The organism is Bacillus sp. FSL R9-9834 (genome assembly GCF_038006905.1).
Classification (GTDB): Bacteria; Bacillota; Bacilli; order Bacillales; family Bacillaceae_G; genus Bacillus_A; species Bacillus_A pacificus.
Genome location: NZ_JBBOWD010000001.1, coordinates 4297054 through 4314394 on the forward strand (window position 1 = coordinate 4297054; position 17341 = coordinate 4314394).

Annotated in this window: 15 protein-coding genes; all 15 read right to left on the minus strand. The window is 36.7% G+C overall.

Annotation, left to right across the window (positions count from 1 at the left end):
- Positions 1-8: 8 nt before the first annotated feature.
- The 15 genes from MKY00_RS22435 to MKY00_RS22505 are packed head-to-tail and all read right to left on the minus strand — an operon-like array spanning position 9 to position 17306.
- Positions 9-4058 carry a phage tail spike protein gene (locus tag MKY00_RS22435; protein ID WP_061129374.1) on the minus strand — a complete coding sequence of 1350 codons (4050 nt, stop codon included), beginning with the start codon at positions 4056-4058 and terminating at the stop codon, positions 9-11.
- Positions 4055-5536, minus strand: coding sequence for a distal tail protein Dit (locus MKY00_RS22440; protein WP_074543756.1), 1482 nt, complete (start codon positions 5534-5536; stop codon positions 4055-4057). The genes MKY00_RS22435 and MKY00_RS22440 overlap by 4 nt, the downstream gene beginning before the upstream one ends.
- A 14-nt stretch (positions 5537-5550) precedes the next feature.
- Positions 5551-9402: a phage tail tape measure protein gene (locus tag MKY00_RS22445; RefSeq protein ID WP_061129375.1), complete on the minus strand. Its 3852-nt coding sequence runs from the start codon at positions 9400-9402 to the stop codon at positions 5551-5553.
- 16 nt (positions 9403-9418) lie between these two features.
- Positions 9419-9613: a hypothetical protein gene (locus MKY00_RS22450; RefSeq protein ID WP_061129376.1), complete on the minus strand. Its 195-nt coding sequence runs from the start codon at positions 9611-9613 to the stop codon at positions 9419-9421.
- Between the two features lie 11 nt (positions 9614-9624).
- A complete protein-coding gene (gene gpG, locus MKY00_RS22455) occupies positions 9625-9942 on the minus strand; it encodes a phage tail assembly chaperone G (RefSeq protein ID WP_061129377.1) in 318 nt (105 codons plus the stop codon).
- A gap of 47 nt (positions 9943-9989) precedes the next feature.
- Positions 9990-10598, minus strand: coding sequence for a major tail protein (locus MKY00_RS22460; protein WP_016718561.1), 609 nt, complete (start codon positions 10596-10598; stop codon positions 9990-9992).
- Positions 10599-10958, minus strand: coding sequence for a tail completion protein gp17 (gene gp17, locus MKY00_RS22465; RefSeq protein ID WP_061129378.1), 360 nt, complete (start codon positions 10956-10958; stop codon positions 10599-10601).
- Positions 10955-11392, minus strand: coding sequence for an HK97-gp10 family putative phage morphogenesis protein (locus MKY00_RS22470; protein WP_061129379.1), 438 nt, complete (start codon positions 11390-11392; stop codon positions 10955-10957). Before MKY00_RS22470 ends, gp17 begins: the two co-directional genes overlap by 4 nt.
- On the minus strand, positions 11385-11708 hold the full coding sequence (locus MKY00_RS22475) for a phage head closure protein (RefSeq protein ID WP_061129380.1): 324 nt from the start codon (positions 11706-11708) through the stop codon (positions 11385-11387). The genes MKY00_RS22470 and MKY00_RS22475 overlap by 8 nt, the downstream gene beginning before the upstream one ends.
- Positions 11705-11995 carry a head-tail connector protein gene (locus tag MKY00_RS22480; protein ID WP_061129381.1) on the minus strand — a complete coding sequence of 97 codons (291 nt, stop codon included), beginning with the start codon at positions 11993-11995 and terminating at the stop codon, positions 11705-11707. The genes MKY00_RS22475 and MKY00_RS22480 overlap by 4 nt, the downstream gene beginning before the upstream one ends.
- A 17-nt stretch (positions 11996-12012) precedes the next feature.
- The gene (locus MKY00_RS22485; protein ID WP_061129382.1) at positions 12013-13191 is read right to left on the minus strand and encodes a phage major capsid protein; all 1179 of its coding nucleotides are present in this window, start codon (positions 13189-13191) and stop codon (positions 12013-12015) included.
- Positions 13192-13229: 38 nt separating this feature from the next.
- Positions 13230-13850, minus strand: coding sequence for an HK97 family phage prohead protease (locus MKY00_RS22490; RefSeq protein ID WP_061129383.1), 621 nt, complete (start codon positions 13848-13850; stop codon positions 13230-13232).
- Positions 13813-15111: a phage portal protein gene (locus tag MKY00_RS22495; RefSeq protein ID WP_080444289.1), complete on the minus strand. Its 1299-nt coding sequence runs from the start codon at positions 15109-15111 to the stop codon at positions 13813-13815. The genes MKY00_RS22490 and MKY00_RS22495 overlap by 38 nt, the downstream gene beginning before the upstream one ends.
- A 15-nt stretch (positions 15112-15126) precedes the next feature.
- Positions 15127-16824: a terminase large subunit gene (locus tag MKY00_RS22500; protein WP_061129384.1), complete on the minus strand. Its 1698-nt coding sequence runs from the start codon at positions 16822-16824 to the stop codon at positions 15127-15129.
- On the minus strand, positions 16821-17306 hold the full coding sequence (locus MKY00_RS22505) for a phage terminase small subunit P27 family (protein ID WP_042513014.1): 486 nt from the start codon (positions 17304-17306) through the stop codon (positions 16821-16823). Before MKY00_RS22505 ends, MKY00_RS22500 begins: the two co-directional genes overlap by 4 nt.
- Positions 17307-17341: the final 35 nt, after the last annotated feature.

Below are 17341 nucleotides of genomic sequence, written 5' to 3' on the forward strand. Positions count from 1 at the left end.
AGACCAGCTTATGGCTGCTCTGTTTGCGTTGTATTTTCTGTTGTTGGTGTTTCATTCATCAATTTTCTTACCAATTCTTCTAGTGCCGCGATTCGATTATCTTGATCCACCTCCTTAAGTTTTTGCGCTTCAAGTTCTTGCCTTTGTACCTCAAGTTCCTGCTTCAACATACCGTGATCAAATCGAAGATTTTCAACTTTAAAGTCAACTTCTTGTATTGCTTGAATAGAAATTGCAACCGAGCTATAAAGTGTTACAGCGTCTTTCTCTGGTGTGGTGAATACATCGTCAGAGTCCTCCGCAATCATACCGTAATTAATTGGAAGTGTAATAGACTCCCCTGACTCAAAGCGTTCAACATCTCTTATAAAGTGATACTGTTTAATGTTTACAGAGTTGATTTTATCTAAAGCGGAGAATGGAAGGTCTTCTATGTTCGTTTTAAGCGTACGAGAAGAACTAGGGATAAATTCTTGCGCCCACATACGCCCTGTAGCAGATATATTTTCTTTAGCTCGCAGTGTTCTTAATTCTATATCTTTCCACCCTTGACCCATCATATCTTTAATCTGCAAGCCGTTGTTATAACCTTGTACAAAACTTGATCTTATCATTGCATTACCCATGACTAAATCATGATCGGTGGCGCCGTTTATGAAATGTATTTTATAGTCACTGCCTTTTCTTTTGAAAGTAAACTGCCCCGAGTTATTTGTAAAAATATGCGGTTCAGTTGTAGTTACAGAGAAGTAACCATATCCTGGAGCCCATCCTTCAGATTCAAAAATAATATCATTCAAGTTTTTAAAACGAAATTGTCCATCTGAATATACGCTCAGATGTCCACCGTCATTCTGCATTTGAATATAATTTGACCATATATTATTCCCTTCTGCATTTTCCCCTTTAGAAATCCCAAATTTTGCATACGCTTTAGAAGGTTGCTCAACACCATCTATTCGGGGTATCGCTTGATACATATAGAATGACCCTGTACCTCTATATTTAGTATTGTCAGAACCCAGAACGATGGACGGTTGAATACTTCCATCTGTCGTCTCCATAAATCCCATATAACCGCGAGGTTTGTTTGCATCAAAAATCTTAAAGTTTTGCTGGTTTATTTCAACAAATCTACTTCCAGTAGTTCTAAGTGTTACTCCTTCTAAAACTTGCCCTTTGATATGGTCTGCTGTAATAAAACCTCTTAGGTTAATCTTGTTCGCATTCAAAGTAATGTTTTCTTTACTCATATTGAATGCTGCGATTACATCATTTTCTTTTACAGATATGCTAACACCCTTTTCAGTTAACTGAAGACGGGTTTCCATATCTCTTACATAAGAATCTTTTGCAAATTGCCCATCCGCTTGCGTCTTCGTATATACCTCTGTCTTTTTTGCTGCGGCATTGATACCCTGTTCATTGATAGTAAAACGGTTATCAATCAGAGTCATCTTCTGGTTAAATTGCTCAGTTGCAAGCTTATTAGCTAATTCATCTAATAAATCTTGTTTATTCTGATTAACTGTTTGCTTCAACTCAGGAATCTTAAACCCAGCGACATAATCCTCCACTTGTTTAAGCTCAACTTTACCTTCAAGTGCTTTTGCAGTATTTTCCCATCCAGCCTTTGCCTCTTGTAATTGTCTTCCTTGTTCTGTCTGCGTATTTTGTATTAAAGAGACATTTTGTTTAATAGCAGTTGCATCTTTTTCTACAGTAGCAACACGCTTATCAAATCCACTTTGATTATTTTCTACTTTTGTTATCGTTTCTTTGATACCATCTACACTTCTTGTAATTTCAGTGGTTTTCTTGGTGAATTCATCGGTTGTTACCTGTTCTTCAGGCGCTGGCGTCCAATCCTGTGGTTTATTCCCTTTATACAGGGCAACCCATTCTACAGTTGCCTTTGTAGTATTACTTGGATAGTTATATAAGCTTAACTTTCGTTCATTCCCACTTGTAGTTGCAACAGCTTTAAAGGTTACATACGTTATTCCATTCGCATAAACACTTGTTGCATATCCAACGTTATTCGAACCACCATTCTGCCAAATCCCAAATTTCTGACCTTGTGGGACACTCCCCTTAATTACAAAGGTATATTCCTCACCTGTAAAGAAATTTTCAGTTAGAGAATATTGATTGATTAGATAATCTGTTTTTTCATACTTAATATTTGAATCTAATACAAGATTACGTCCTCCAGCTTTATCGTTATTAACCTTTGTTTCTACACTTGTCAACTTTTCGGTGATTTTCCCTGCTTGTTCTTTAAGTTCAGTTGTTGTTTGCTTTAGTTCACCTGTTGTTTGTTGCACGTCAGAAATAGTCTTTTTTGTGCCTTCCACAGTTTGCTCTACTGTATTTAATTTACTGCTTATTTCAGTATCTTTTTTCGTTAACGTTTCGATAGAAGTTTTAAATCCATTAGAATCCTGTTCAAACTGAGTTACTTTCTTGTCAATTTCACCTTGTTTGTTTTCGATATTAGAAATTGTACGACTGACACCCTGTAAACCTTCCTGTACTTGATTGAATTGTCCTGTAGCTTGATTCTGTGCTTCTTGAACCTTTTGATTTAATTCTGATTTTGTGGACTCAATATCTTTATTAACCTGCTCAAGTGTTTCTTTCTTAACTGATTCAACATCTGGTACAACCGATTCCCAAGCTGTACCTGTCCATATTTTTAAAATGCCGGGCTTTCCGTTACTAATATCACGCCAAAGCGTTTTATTAGGTTTAAGACCTGTTGTCGGTGGATTCTTAGCTTCTATAATTTCAACAGTATTATTTTTAATATTCTCTTGTACCTTTTCGGCAAGTGTTTTCGCTGCTTCTGATTCTTTCTTAGCGTTACTTGCTGTTTCATTGGCTTCTTTCACTAATTTATCTAGCTGATCCAACATTTCTTGTTTCTCACCGAATTTACTAAGGATTCGATTGTAAATCTTTCTTAGTTCCTCGTTTGGGTCTACTATCTCTCGATAATCCCCAAATTCGTATTTATCTTGTGCAGGATCAGTGAATGATTCGTCACCAGCAATAACACGAGCTTCAAGATATAGCTTAGGTATGAAGCCTGTATCTTTGATTCGGATTGTATCGCCTTCATTGATTAGTTCATGTGCTAGTCCGAAAATGCGACCAATCGATTGTGCCTCTACTTCATACGAAATTGAAGAATTAATACGTTTTTTCAGTTCTATTTCCATTAATGTCATTAAACGTTGCGGAGTCATATTTAACTCTTCTGTTTCTGGCGTATAAAAACCAAACTTATGCTTACCACGTTCGTTCCATCGTTGAAATGCATCATTATCAACAATATACGGAAGTCCCCTGTTAATACCTTCAATGGTAATTACATTATCGCCTTCACCTTTTACAAATCCGACTAGTGCTGTACAAATATCTCTTGAATGTTCAATACGTGTAACACCTATCAAATCTTTCCCCAACTCTATTTCTTTACCAGTATCTCGGCCACGCCTTTGAATCATATCAACATACCATCCAACTATTTGTGACCCTTGAACCTCAACGCGATATTGAATTTCTAATTTGAATAAAGAAGCTATTTTCTTTAAAAAAGTTAACGGATCCATAAATTCATCAATGGTCATAGTGTGAAAACCTGCATAATCTGTTTTTCCACGTTTCCATTTCATACCTACAAGAGCCATATCAATGAATTCGTTTACTGTTTTACCTTCTATCCTTTGTGGTTTTATAATGCCTGATTTAGCAATTTGAACCCAAGCTCCTGAAGCATATGTGGTAATGGATCGTTTGTCTGAATTCTTCTCTGTTTCTGTAATGACATATGGTACAACTCTTCCATCGCGAACTTCTTTTAGAACAAGATTTTGTTGTTGTAGTGTAGCTGAATGAGTAGTTCCATCAAAAACAGTGAAATCCAGCATATCAACATTGTTTTTTAGTTCCCAACGCCTATTATCATCCCAATAGTCATTTGGCTGAATAGCTGCAACGATTTGATCTGTTTTGAAATCCACAACATGCAAAATCCCGCTTGGTGTTCTCATCTGTATCTCTCCCTATAACTAACAGTCGCTTTAACATCTGGTGGCATTATATCAATACGATTCTCACCACGTATGATATTTGGAAAATTACTAAAAATGTCTTTTAAATTAATCGCATTTTTACCGTTAATGGTTACAAGACTTTTTTCTGTATCAATTATAATCTTGTCTCCCGTATCAAAAATGTAAGGCGGATTATTTTGAGTATTTAAATTCACTTTCCAAAACTTTAAATCTGAAACGGTCATCGCTTCTACTGGCGGTACATCTTGCCATTGCATAATACTGATTTGAATTTGCGCCGCTTTTTCCATGTGATAGTTATTTTCATCCGTCCACCGCACAAATCGTTCAGAATCATCTTTTTCCGTCCCCGGGAGGAATTTCGAAATATACGCTTCCCATACATTTCCTGTTCTAGCTATCCACAATCGCCCTTGATACTGGTTCCAAGTGTTTGGATAATCTCCACTTTCATGAATTAAACTTCTTCTTCCTGGTTTATTATCATAACCGATCACCATTGTTCCGAAGTTTTGTTCAGCTTGCCAAAATACATCAGTCATAGCTATTTTCGAAAGCACTTTACTGTTTTCATCTAATATCGCTATTTCCACTCGACCCATCTCATTGATACGTTTACTTTTACATGTAACATAAGCCTGCATAATAAAATCTTGCACTGGCCCATTAGGTATATTTTTTTTAACAGCTGCACCATTCCATCCTTTTCCTGTCCCTGTACCATAATTAGAGCAATAAAATTGATAACCGTCTGATTTCATTTCACCGACTGGGTTGCCATCTTCCATTGAACTTACTTTACTCCACCCAACAGTGGTAGTCATTTCATCCCATATCAGCCTTTGATTTCTCTCTACAGGTAGTTGCTCTGTTTTCAACGGATAACCGATTCTAAAATAATCACGATTATACGGATACTCACCAAACCATACATCTAAAAATGTACTCGGTTTCTTGGCCTCAATCTCAATAATTGGAGGCGCTTCTACATTACCTTGATTGACGAAAGAAGTAGTGATTTCAGTGGACCAGTTTTGAGTAAACGTATGAGTATTTTGTTTACCTAATTTATACGGCATTGGACAAACAAAAGTAATAACACCTCTACCTCTATTGACTATTTCGTCCAAATCAACAGAACCATCAATTAATGCTAAATAAGTCCTGTCTAACTCATCATCAAAAATAAGTTCAGCTGGTTGCTCTGTATATAGCCAATCTGCTAAATCTTCTTTTATCTTTTGCAAATCCGCCATATCTTTTTTTGCTTTAATGACAAGAGGAACATCAATACGACGTTCCTCCGTTTCTGTATTAATAAAAAGAGCCCCTGCACGATGAGGGACTCTTACTAATTTTCTTTTAACTGGAGCCCATGAAGGACGTTTTCTTCCAACCAGCATTTGAATATAATCTTTTCTAATATTATTAAAAGTAAAACTAAGTTTCCCCAACGTGCTCACCACCCTTAAAATTCCGCTCTTCTTTTTTGTTCACGATCTTGAAGTTTTGTAGTGTAGGTGTAACTTCCATTTGCAAGCTCTTTCCCATCTAAAACATTTGTCATATTTACAGTTAATTTCAGTTCTTGCTCTCCACCCGCTCTATCTGGGAATATAGTTTTAGCCATAGATTGGTTGTTATAAGCTAATTGCGGTTGCGTGTATCCGCTAAAATTGCCAAACGTATTTTGTGGGATACTATATTGATTTGTTTGGAATCCAAAATCAAAAATAGATGGCATATTCCCCATCTGCTTCTTAACGGTTCCGACTACATTTTTCGCTGCATCAACAACAAACCGTTTTCCTTTATCCATACCAACCCCAACACCTTCTGGAACTGCGCTACCGACTGGAATCATCACTTTAGACGGACTGTTAATTTCTAGTGCTCCAGAAATAGTCTTTTTAATCTCTCCAGCAATGCTTTTCGCCTTACTATATAAACCACCTGTCGCATCATCCAACCCTCTTCCAAGACCTTCTATAATTGATTTACCAATGGAACGTAAATTTATAGAACTGAAAAATTTTTCAACTGTATTCCATTTTTCTTCGATACCGCTTTTCACTTCGTTCATCTTATCTTTTACCGCTTGGACTTTTTCACCAAATTTTCTCGAAACTGTATTTTTTATTTCCTCTACCTTGTTACTTGCAGAGTTTTTCATATCTTCATATTTGTTGGTAACATCTGACCACGTTTCTTTCATTTTTCGGACAACATCATCTTTCATAACTTGATATTTCGATTTTACTTGGCCCGTTTCCCAATCTACCTGATTTGCATGTTCACCAGCTTGCGCTTTTGCTTCACTCACAATTTCTCGATGTTTATCTTTTGCTGTAGAAACCGTGCTATTATATTGACGATTCGCTTCCGCAATAGCTGCATCCGCTTCTTCTTTATTAAGTGTTCCTGACTCATCTCGTAAACGTATAGCATACGCAATTTTATCATCACGAGTTTTCTTTGCATCTTCAATAACCTTATCTCTTGCTTTAGCACTATTTTCAACAACTTCGGCTGCTTGTCTAGCTGTAATTTCGCTAGCTTGCACCCGCATATTTTCATAAATAACTTTTTGCTCCATTTGATTTTTAGACATATGTTGGATAGCTGTTCTATCCATTTCATCTTGTAAAGCTTGTAAAGAAATTCTTTCAGATGTAGTAAATTCACGTTTTTCATTTGCTGCCGTTTGAATAATTTCTTTAATTTTATTTTCTTTTTCTTGCGTCTTTAACTTTTCTTGTTCGTAATGTTGATTCATTTGTTCAATCCGCTTATTTTCTTCTTCTGCAGTTAATACATAAGAATCCGCAAAAAACTTTTTAAGTCCTTCGACCTCTTTTTGTTGTCTTGCATTTGTTTTTTCTATAATCGTATTACCTAATTTGTCGTATTGACCAATCAACTTCTGCGACTGTTCTTCTGTTATTACTTCATGATTCAATCTAATTTCAGTTAACTTTTGTCTAATACCATCGGACAGTTTAAAATACTCGCCAAGAACCTTCTTTGTTGAGGAGCTTACTTTCCCTTCTGTATTTGTAGCAAAACGATCTACTGAAGCGATACTGTCTTCAGTTGCTTTTTGATATGCTTTATATGCAACTACTCCAGTTCCGATAAGAGCCGCTGCTATTAAACCAACAGGCCCAAGAAGTACTCCTAATGCACTTCCTAAAAATCCAACCGCAGCACCAGCAAGACCTGCAGCGCCACCAGCAATTCCTAATGATGTTGCTAGCGCTCCAATCCCTGACATAACCATCCCGACTGCCGCTAAAACTACACCGATTGCAGCGGCTACCGCTGTTAAAGCAAGAACAATACCACCTGTAATTGCTATTGCCTTTTGTACAGGAGCAGGTAAAGAGTTAAATCCATCAACAAGTTTTTGTAAACCCGCAACAAAAGCACTCACTACAGGAGCAAGTGCGTCACCAATTGTCTTTTTCATAGTAGAAAACGCTGAATCTAATAATGTAATTCGTCCTTGTAGAGTATCAATTTTAGTCGCTGCAACATCAGCAGCCGTAACTTTAGACATGGCATCCCACATCTCATTGACACCTTTTGCTCCTTCTTTAAAGAGAATAGTCGCACCACGTACCGCATCCGAACCAAATAATGTTTCTAAAGCCATGCTTCGTTGCTGGTCTGTCAAATCTTTCATTGATTCATGAAGTGTCCCTGAAATATTTTCTAGACTTTGAATATGCCCTTGTTGATCGTAGAATTTTGATGATAAGAAAGCTGAACTTGTTGCTAATTCACGAAATGTTGTATCACATTTATCATTCCATTTCGTTACACCTTCTGTTTTCATTACATATTGTTCTAAAGCTACTTCTATATCCCCTACATTTCTGGAAGCTGGTTGAATACCGTTTTTAACTAAGAAATCAAAACCAGCCTGCGCATTATAAGTAATAAGTCCTAAATCTCTCATTTTGTTATATGCTTCTTTTGTTGAAGGATTTAAACGCATGAGCATTGTTTTTAAAGATGTTCCTGCATCTGATCCCTTTAGACCATTTTGAGCAAACACTGCCAGAGTCGTAGCTGTATCTTTAAACGTCATCCCTGCTCCTGCTGCTACTGCTGAAGATGCCGCTAAACCATATTTCAGTTCACGTACATCTGTAGCCGATGCGTTTGCTGCACCTGATAAAATGTTAGCCGCATCCGCTACTGATAGATGGTCTGCTTTAAACGCATTTAAGGCTGTCGATGCAATTTCTGCCGCTTCACCTAAATCTAATTCTCCAGCAGTGGCTAGGTTCAGCGCACCAGATAGACCCCCATTAATAATATCTGTTAAACTGACACCAGCTTTTATTAATTCTTCAATACCTTTTCCTGCTTCTACAGAAGAATATTTTGTTGTTTCACCCATATTGACAGCTAATTCACTTAATTTCTTCATTTCTTCTCCAGTAGAACCAGATACTGCTTTAACATTAGCCATTTGCTGTTCAAAATTCATCGATTCTGTAACTGCGGACTTTAAACCACGACCTATTGCATATGTCATTCCACCAAAAACAATACCAATTTGACTTCCTGCATTTTGCAAATGATTCCCCAGTGTTTCCATGCGATTCCCGAAATTCAGTAGTCGATTCCCTTGTTGCTCAAGTTCATGATTTGACTGACGTAATCCTTGTTCAAATCGATTTAATTCAGCAGTGGCCCTATGAATTTGTTCTGCGTAACGTTGCGCTGATTGACTCGCTTCTCCTTCCTCGGTTTTAGCGCGATTATAAGCTGACTGAAGCTCCCTAATTTTCTCTTTTTGCTTATCTACCATACGAGATAGAACATCAATTTTCGCTCGTGTCTGTTCAGTCGCATTGGTGTACCCATGCATCCCCGTTGTAACCGCTTGGAATTCAGCTTGTAAAGATTTCAATGAATTATTTAATTTATCCATTGCTGTTTGTTGCGCCTGACGATTCACTTGTTTGAGTTCATTCTCAAATCGATTTAAATCCGCAACAGCCTTATTAACTTGTGCAGCGTACCGCTGAGTTGCAGCATCATTTTCACCTAATTTAGCTTTGTTCTGATCATAAGCTTGACGTAATGCCTTAACTTTTTCTTTTTGGGCTTCAATGAGTCTGCTGAGCGTATTCAATTTTGCCTGTGTTTGCTGACTAGCGTTGGCAAAACCGCCCATCCCTGTGCTTACAGATTTCAACTCATTCTGTAACGTCCTGACTGCACGCCCTGAATTTGAGATACCTTGTCGAAAGTTTACATTATCAAGGGAAAGTCTAACGACCAGATTATTTATTTCGTTCGCCATAGTCTCACCTCCCTCGTTAAATAATGTTTTCAGCTGGCACTTCTACTTCATTTGAATTAGATCCTTCGTGATTTTCATTTCCGTTTTCATGCATTTTGCGATTAAGCCTCAAATAATGCCAAATATCCATCTCATTATCAATGTGATGGTGTTTGTACCCTTGTTGCAATAAAGAGAGGTAGAGTTCATCCATAAACTCGCCGAATGTCAACCCTCCTCCCTCTATACGTTTGGGTTTTCTACTCCATCAGCTACAGGATTAGCGCCCGCTGCTTCTACCGTTTCATTAACTAGAGCATTAATTACATCTGTTGTCGTTAGTAAAAATTTCCGAGCGTCTATACCGTCCCAATACTGATCTACTGTAAATTGTTCACCGTAAACCTGTACAACATATTCCACCATCTTATCTAAATCGGAAGCTTCAGGATTATTTGGAATGTCTGCAAGTTCAGGAGCTCGGCGAATTAAACGAGCTGGGATGAATGCTGGTAAGTTAAAAGTTTTTTCTTCGTTATTGATTCGTAAAGTTAATTTCATAATTTATTCCTCCTTAAATAATAAAAAGAGAGAGCATTTGCTCCCTCTTATTTTCCTGCTGGTGGTTGTGCGACTGGTTTTTCATATACTTTATTAAACCAATTATCTCCAACTGATTTTGTAAACGTTGGCTCATCTTCATCCGCTGTAAATTTCGTTCTATCATCAAAATCACGTTCAATAAAGGAACCTTTCAATTTTGTTGTTTGGAAATTCGGTTTATCTTTTTTCGTTTCAGCCTCTTCTTCCTCTTGTGAAAGTTTCCCTTTTAATAACCAAACATATCGATACTTACCATTGGCTTTTAAGAATCGGAAACCAATAGCTAAATATGGTTTCTCACCTTCACGTTTCTCATCTAAAACTCCATCTTTTACTTCTGGAAACCCTTCAATGTCAGCCTTTGTTGATAGAGAAATACTTCGAAGTTCGATTTCCACTTCAGTTTCACCATCAGATTCTGCAATCTCTGATTTTCTGTTATCGCTCCACATAACCTCAGAAGATACTTTTTTAGTTAATTTAACCTTTACTGCACCTTCCATTTTTTTAACCGTGCTGTAATCAACACCAGTTGCATCATCTTTTAATGACTTCGCATAAACTAGGTTATCTACACCGACAGTCGAACTAATTTTAATAACTTCTCCAGCCATCTATAACTCCACTCCTTTTGCGAATCGCATCGCGTAATGAAATATTTCTGTATCATCTTCATATAAATCAGCAATCGCATAACGTGAGAAGCCGATACTTTTCATGACTTCATTCACTTTTTGATGAATTGCTGTTGTACTACCCTTTGCCCAAACATCAATTTGAAACAAGACTTCACTTTCAATTTCTCGATTATCTGCAAATCCATCTGGCCTATTATCTAATTCAAAATACGTAATTCGCGGAAACTCTTCTGCTTTCTTTGCTTTACGGTAATAAATTCTTTTTCCACCTAACAATGAAACAAGCTCTTGATTATTCTCAAGAGCTTGTAAAATATCAGGTCTTAGATTTATCACAGGTTCAACCTCATTTCGTTCTTTAAAATATCTGTCATAGCACGTACAGCTTCCGCTTTTGAAGCATTAAAACCCGGCTCTATAAATGGATGTGCTGGCATTTTGGATGTACCCCACTCTAAAAACTTTCCATAGAAATATGGAGAACGATCCGCTTTGTCTATTCCAATCTTAATCGTTTTCACACCATTTTCCATTCGTGCCTTCGTAACTCGTATATTATCAAGCAAATGTTGGCCCGTACGCCAAGGTTCACTTTTGGAAGGTTTCTTAGGACTTGAACTCCTCGGTTCACTTCTTTCTGCAATAGCTTTTCGAATTTGTTCACCACCGGATGCAAGAGCTTTATCTTCAATTTCCTCTCCGCGTAACCCCATTTGATTTAATTCAGTAACTAAACGATCAAAACCTAACAAATCTACACCATCAGCCATTCATTTCACCACGCTTCCACATGATTAATAAAGTATGATCTTGAGTTGGAATAACGGAAACAATATCATAAATCACGTTTTTGTAATTAATTTTCATATCTGCACTTACATCATCCCGATTTCTGATTTCTGTTTCTCCTTGAACCTCACTATTAGCAGCCGCTGCCTCAAAGTATTTCCTTCCTTTTAAATAAACGAAAGAGCCCCATACAGTAAAAGCATCTTTATAGCCATCTATTGGATCACCGTCAGGCCCTTTTGCATTTTCATCTTTTACTTGAAATGTAAGCCTTTTATCTAATTTTGCAGGATTCATTTGCTTTCCTCCTGAGGTTCTGGAGCATATTGGAGCTGTAATATCATACTCTGAACAATAGTTCTGATTTTTTCACTGGCTTTTTCCCCTACAAGCAATCGGTTTTCATACCAATCGGCAACCAAAAATAAACAAAGCAACTTAGCATCTTCATTTGTTTGAGTAAATGTTTTGCCAGTTGCTTTGTAAATATATAATTCAGCCGCTTTAATTAACATAGTGATAGTTTGGTCATCGTCCCCATCCACTCGAATCCATTCTTTAGCTTCTTCTAAGGTAACAAGCATTCAAATGCCTCCCTAACTTACCCTTGAGGTTGTTCAACAGGAGCGCTTAAATCGATTTCTCCGTAAACTGCTGCTTCGTTATCCCACATTTGTACATCATCACGTTGAATTGCACGTAAGTCTAATGTATTACGAGTGAATGCTTTACCACCTACATCTGTAGAAGCAAGTTCCATATCTTCACGTTTAAATAAAACAATAGCTTCCTTTAAATCCCCAATAATAAGTGGAGCTTTTTTATTTGTAGTTCCCTTTGTTTTTAAAAAACGATTTGAAACAACAACAACTGGATTAGTACCAGCAAATAGTTTTTTGTTTTTTTGCGTTGGGTCTGACTGTAAAATATATTTTCCGTCTTTATCTTTTAATTTATCTAAGTAATTAAACCCATCTTGATTTGTAAGTAAAATTGCATTGGGAGAAATCGCTGGGTCTAATTTAACATTTAATACATCTTTAATATCATCCAGAGATTTGATTGCTTGCTTTGTTAACTTTTCGATTACATTCAAGATTAACACATTACGTGTAACCTTAGATTTTTTACCTAGCCAGTTAATTACATACTTTAGGATGTTTTGGTCACTATCTTGAAGCAATGAACGAGATAACGGTAAAATACCTGCTCTGTCCTTCACTGCATATTGTACATTTGAGAATTTCGGGTTATCAGTTTCTGGAATTTCGCCCATTTCAGTGATTTCAACAAACGGAATCATTTCTGAATTTTTCTCTAATACTCTTGATCCTGAACGTGTACGCACTGGCTCAACAGTTACATATTGCTCAAGTGCATCAAATGAACGAGCTAATTCATTGATTCGTGTTTGAATATCTTGAGGGATAACCAGCCCTCCATCTTCCCCAGTTAATCCAGACATTGCGCGTTTTTCTAAATCATCCTCAAGAAACTCACGTTCTTCAGCATTTAATGGTTTATTACGTAATGCTTTCATAAATACATCTCGGTATTCCATTTCACCATCTACATTACGTGTTTCAACTTCTCGGCCATTGTTTCGTTCTTCCGCTTCCGATTCATCCAATGAGCGTTGTAAATCAACTTTTTTCTGAAGTGATCGCACTTCTTCCATCATTTGTTCTGCTTCTGCCACTTTATCTTCTCTCATGAGAGAGCGTACTTCTTCCTTTTTCCCTTCTAATTTAGCTAATAATTCACGTAATTCTTTTGACATTCAAATCACTCCTTAAATTTATCAATAAAAAAAGAGCCTTATATAAGCTCTAGTTCGATTTGTAATTTTCTTTTCCTAAATTCATCAGCTACTCGCTTTTCTCCAGCTTTAAACTCATCCAATGAACGTACACTTACTTCATTCGTGGGATATGCCGGAAATGCAACCGGTGATATTTCATATAGTTCGGCATTCAAAATCGAACGCTTATAAAGCTTTCCATTTTCACGTTCTTCCGATGACCATTTGTCTTTTGTAACTTTCATCCCAAAAGAAACTCCATCAACATCTCCACGCTTAATCAATTCCCATGCGTCATTCCCGACAGTTGTATTAGGAATATCTAATTCAAACCGTAATTCTTTCTTGTCATTTTCGATTCGTAAAGTTTTACTTTTTGTATTTCCTAATACTTGAGATGTGTCGTGAGACCATAAACCTACAACATCACGAACTTTTAAACTTTCATCAAAAGCCCCTTCAGCAATCTCTTCTACGAAAGAATCGCCCCACCAGTCACGCATTTCAGCACTTTCATTGTTATATTTTATCGATCCAGAAATTGTTCGTTTTCCATCGTCCTCATTAACTTCACGGACTTCAATAGTCATTGGTAAAGCTCTAATTTCCTTCATTTCCTTCTTTGCTGACTTCTCCACTAGTATCACCTCCCTTCAAATACGCTTGTCCAGCCATATCAATCGGTAGCATATTCCCATTAACAAGTAAGCGATCCCCACCAACTTCTGGTGGTAAATCTTCTTTACTTCTAGCCTCGTTAGGTTTGAGGAAACCACCTTGAATACCTGTCCTATAAGCTTCATATCTCGTTTTAATATCCGCCCGTAGAATAGCATCTACATTGAATTTCGAATAAAAGCCTTTATCCAACTCACTGTCTAAAAATAGCTTATAAGTCATTTCTTGCTCATACATCGTTAAAGTAGCTTGCAATGTATCGGTATAAAATTGTTGTTGCTGCTGCTCAATATTATTTAAAGTCGCTTTACTCAAATCGTTTAATTGATGCATTTTAATGCCGAATGCAGTAGCGATTTGCCTAATAGTAAGCTCAGTATTTTCAAGGAATTGAGCATCTGACATATTTAAGGATATAGGCTGAAATTGGTATCCTACTGGCATTAATGCAATACGATGACTATTTTGAAGACCGCTAGACATTGATTCAAAATTTTCTCGGAAAACCTTTTTCGCATCTTCACTTAAATCACCGACATATTGAACTAATCCCTTTACCTGTAAGCCTTGTTTGTAAAAGTTATTTATGAATTTATCAGCTGAAGCTGAATTTTCTAATGTTGACTTTAAATATTCCATTGTAGGAACACCAACAAGACCATCAAGAGTTATTCCGTTTTTAAAGTGCAGTATCTCTTCAGACTTTAACACTCTTTGCTGTCCATTCGTATTTACTACATACCACATTTTAGTTTTGGAATTTAATAAACCGACGTCATCAATGTACACCGTCACTTTAGAAGCATCTATCGGCCATAACGCTTGAACTTTACCTTTTCTATCAAATTCTATGTTGGCGTAGCTATTGCCATATAAATTTTTTTGAGCTTCTAATGCCCCAAAAAAATTCATGCTAGACATATACGGGTTAGGCCTTAGTCTCAATACATTGTTGAGATAATGCTTAGTCCCGCGTTGGATTCCATATTCATCTTCCTGATAAATTTTCAATGGTAACTTTGATACAGATTCAGATAGTATCTTGGTACAAGCAAAGACTGTAGCAACTTTTAAAGCATTTTTTCCTTTAACACTAATATCACTTGGAGAAATCCCTAACCATTCTAATAATTTCTCATCGTCTTTATTTAACTCTATTACCTGCGACGTTTGACGTTTTTCAAAATTAAAGAACTTTTTAACTGAATCCACTATTTTCACATGTTCACCCCCTCCCTAGTTCCATAACTTGCCTAGAAAGTCTTTATTCGCAAATTCAGATACATCAAACCTGACACTTGCTCCATACATAGCCCTAGCAAACGCATTTAATACCGCTGCTGCTGGATCAATACGATTTTTACTTATTTTTTTCGAAATCATAATGTTTTCCTGATCATCCATTTTAACAACAGCATTATTAAGCGCCCAAAAAAGGACTGGGTCTCCATTATGTTTAACTTTCTTTTCGTATACTTTTTCACGAAAAGTTTTAGTCGGAATGGATAAATTAGCAATCCTTTGAGGGATTTCTACACAAACAAATCCTTTATTCTCTAAATTTTGTGCTAGATGCAACGCATTCCATTTATCATAATCAAACTCTTGGATTTCTTTATCTTTTGAAAAGTTTTCTATCCAAGACTCGACAATTGTATAATCAACCATTTCACCGGGCGTTAAAGTCAAATATCCTTGTTCGGCCCATAAATCATACCGCACCTTATCTATAGCCATTTTTTCTTTCAAACGTGCTTCAGGCATAAAAGAATGTTGTCCAACAATAAAATCACCTTCATCATCCATTCCAACCCAACCGACACTTGTTAAATCCGTTGTCATTGATAAGTCGCCACCTATCCAAAGAGTTGCACCTGAAAAATCAAGGTTATCTACTTCACATTTTTGCCATTTTGACATATCCATGTATCCGTTGTCCTTTTTATCGACCCAGATATTCATGTTTTTCGTTAAAAAGGCCCTCATCTTCTCAGGTCTATCAAGAGCAACTTTCAAATCTGAACGTATGCCTTCCAAACCTTCTTCATATGTTGCTACGATTGGGTTTGCTTTTATCCAATTCGACTCATCTTTGATATCATCGTTCTTTTCCAATTCGCAGATCATAACGAAATAATCATCGTTTTCTACATTTTTTGACGGGTCTAAGATATCACTGACATACTCATACTCCCTATAACAAGGTCTTGATAAGTCGAAACCAGCTGTTGTTATGATAAACATTAACGGCTCTTTCCTTGCCACCATACCAGACGATAAAACGTCATAAATTTCATCAGTTTCATGTGCGTGATATTCATCGACAATTCCAAGAGACGGGTTTTTACCATCACCAGTTTTTCTAGCTTCTTTTGAAAGTGGGACTACCACTGAACCATTCTTAAATATTTCAATGGTACTATAAGCTTCTTTCCATTTCCCTTCTAACAATTCACTAGAACTAATCCCTGTTTTTACAGCTTCATAAACTTCAGATGATTGGTCTCTTGTCCATCCGGCAATATAAGCACGTTGTTTTTCATCTCCAAGAAATGTACAAAAAGCTGCTACAATAGCAAGAAACTGAGATTTAGCATTTTTACGCGCTAACTGAATAAAAGCCTTTCTAAATCGCCTAGCTCCATTTATTTTCTTTTTGAATCCGAATATATTAGCCGCTAGAAACAATTGAAAATCAGTTAATTCTACGGATTCACCTGCCAAAATCCCTTCAACATGCTTAAATTCCTTTGCAAACCAGTAAAAATCCTCCGCTATCTCTCCATCAAAATAAAAAGGACTGTCTTCACTTTGACACTCCTCATAATCCCTTATAAATCGTTCGATGGCCCAACGATGTTTTTTGCAACTATTTATTTTGCCACTTAAAATATCCTCGCAATATGCAAAAACCCGTTCCATTATCCAGTTCATATACGATCACCAAAACGCTTTTGCGCTTCACTTTGCTTTTGTTGTGAAGTATCTGCTTCTGGAATAACTAATTTTAAGCGGGATGTAATGGTCAAACCCAAATCACTAGCTGAAGAACGGCATTCATTAAATAAAAGATTTTTACTTCTTTGCATTTGAGAATACAATTTAAAGTCATCTGAAGCTTTTGTTTTTCTTAGAAGACGAACCATTTTTATATATTGGTCTTTAGAATCAACGTACCTTGCTAAACTGTCAACATCTAAGTTGCTGAAAATTTTCAGCCTGACTAATTCAGCAGCTAAAGCATCGAATTCCTTTTTTTGTGCTGCGGTCAAATAAGAAGGAGCTTCAATTTTATCAGTATGCCCTCGTAATGCTTCTTCTTGTTTTTCTCGTCTGTTTTTCTCACTTTTTGTAATGTGATTTGATCTACCTTTTCCCTGTATAACAGAGAGTGGTTGTTTATTTCTTCCAGCCATGATTACACCCCCTTAAAAAAATATGCAAAAACGGA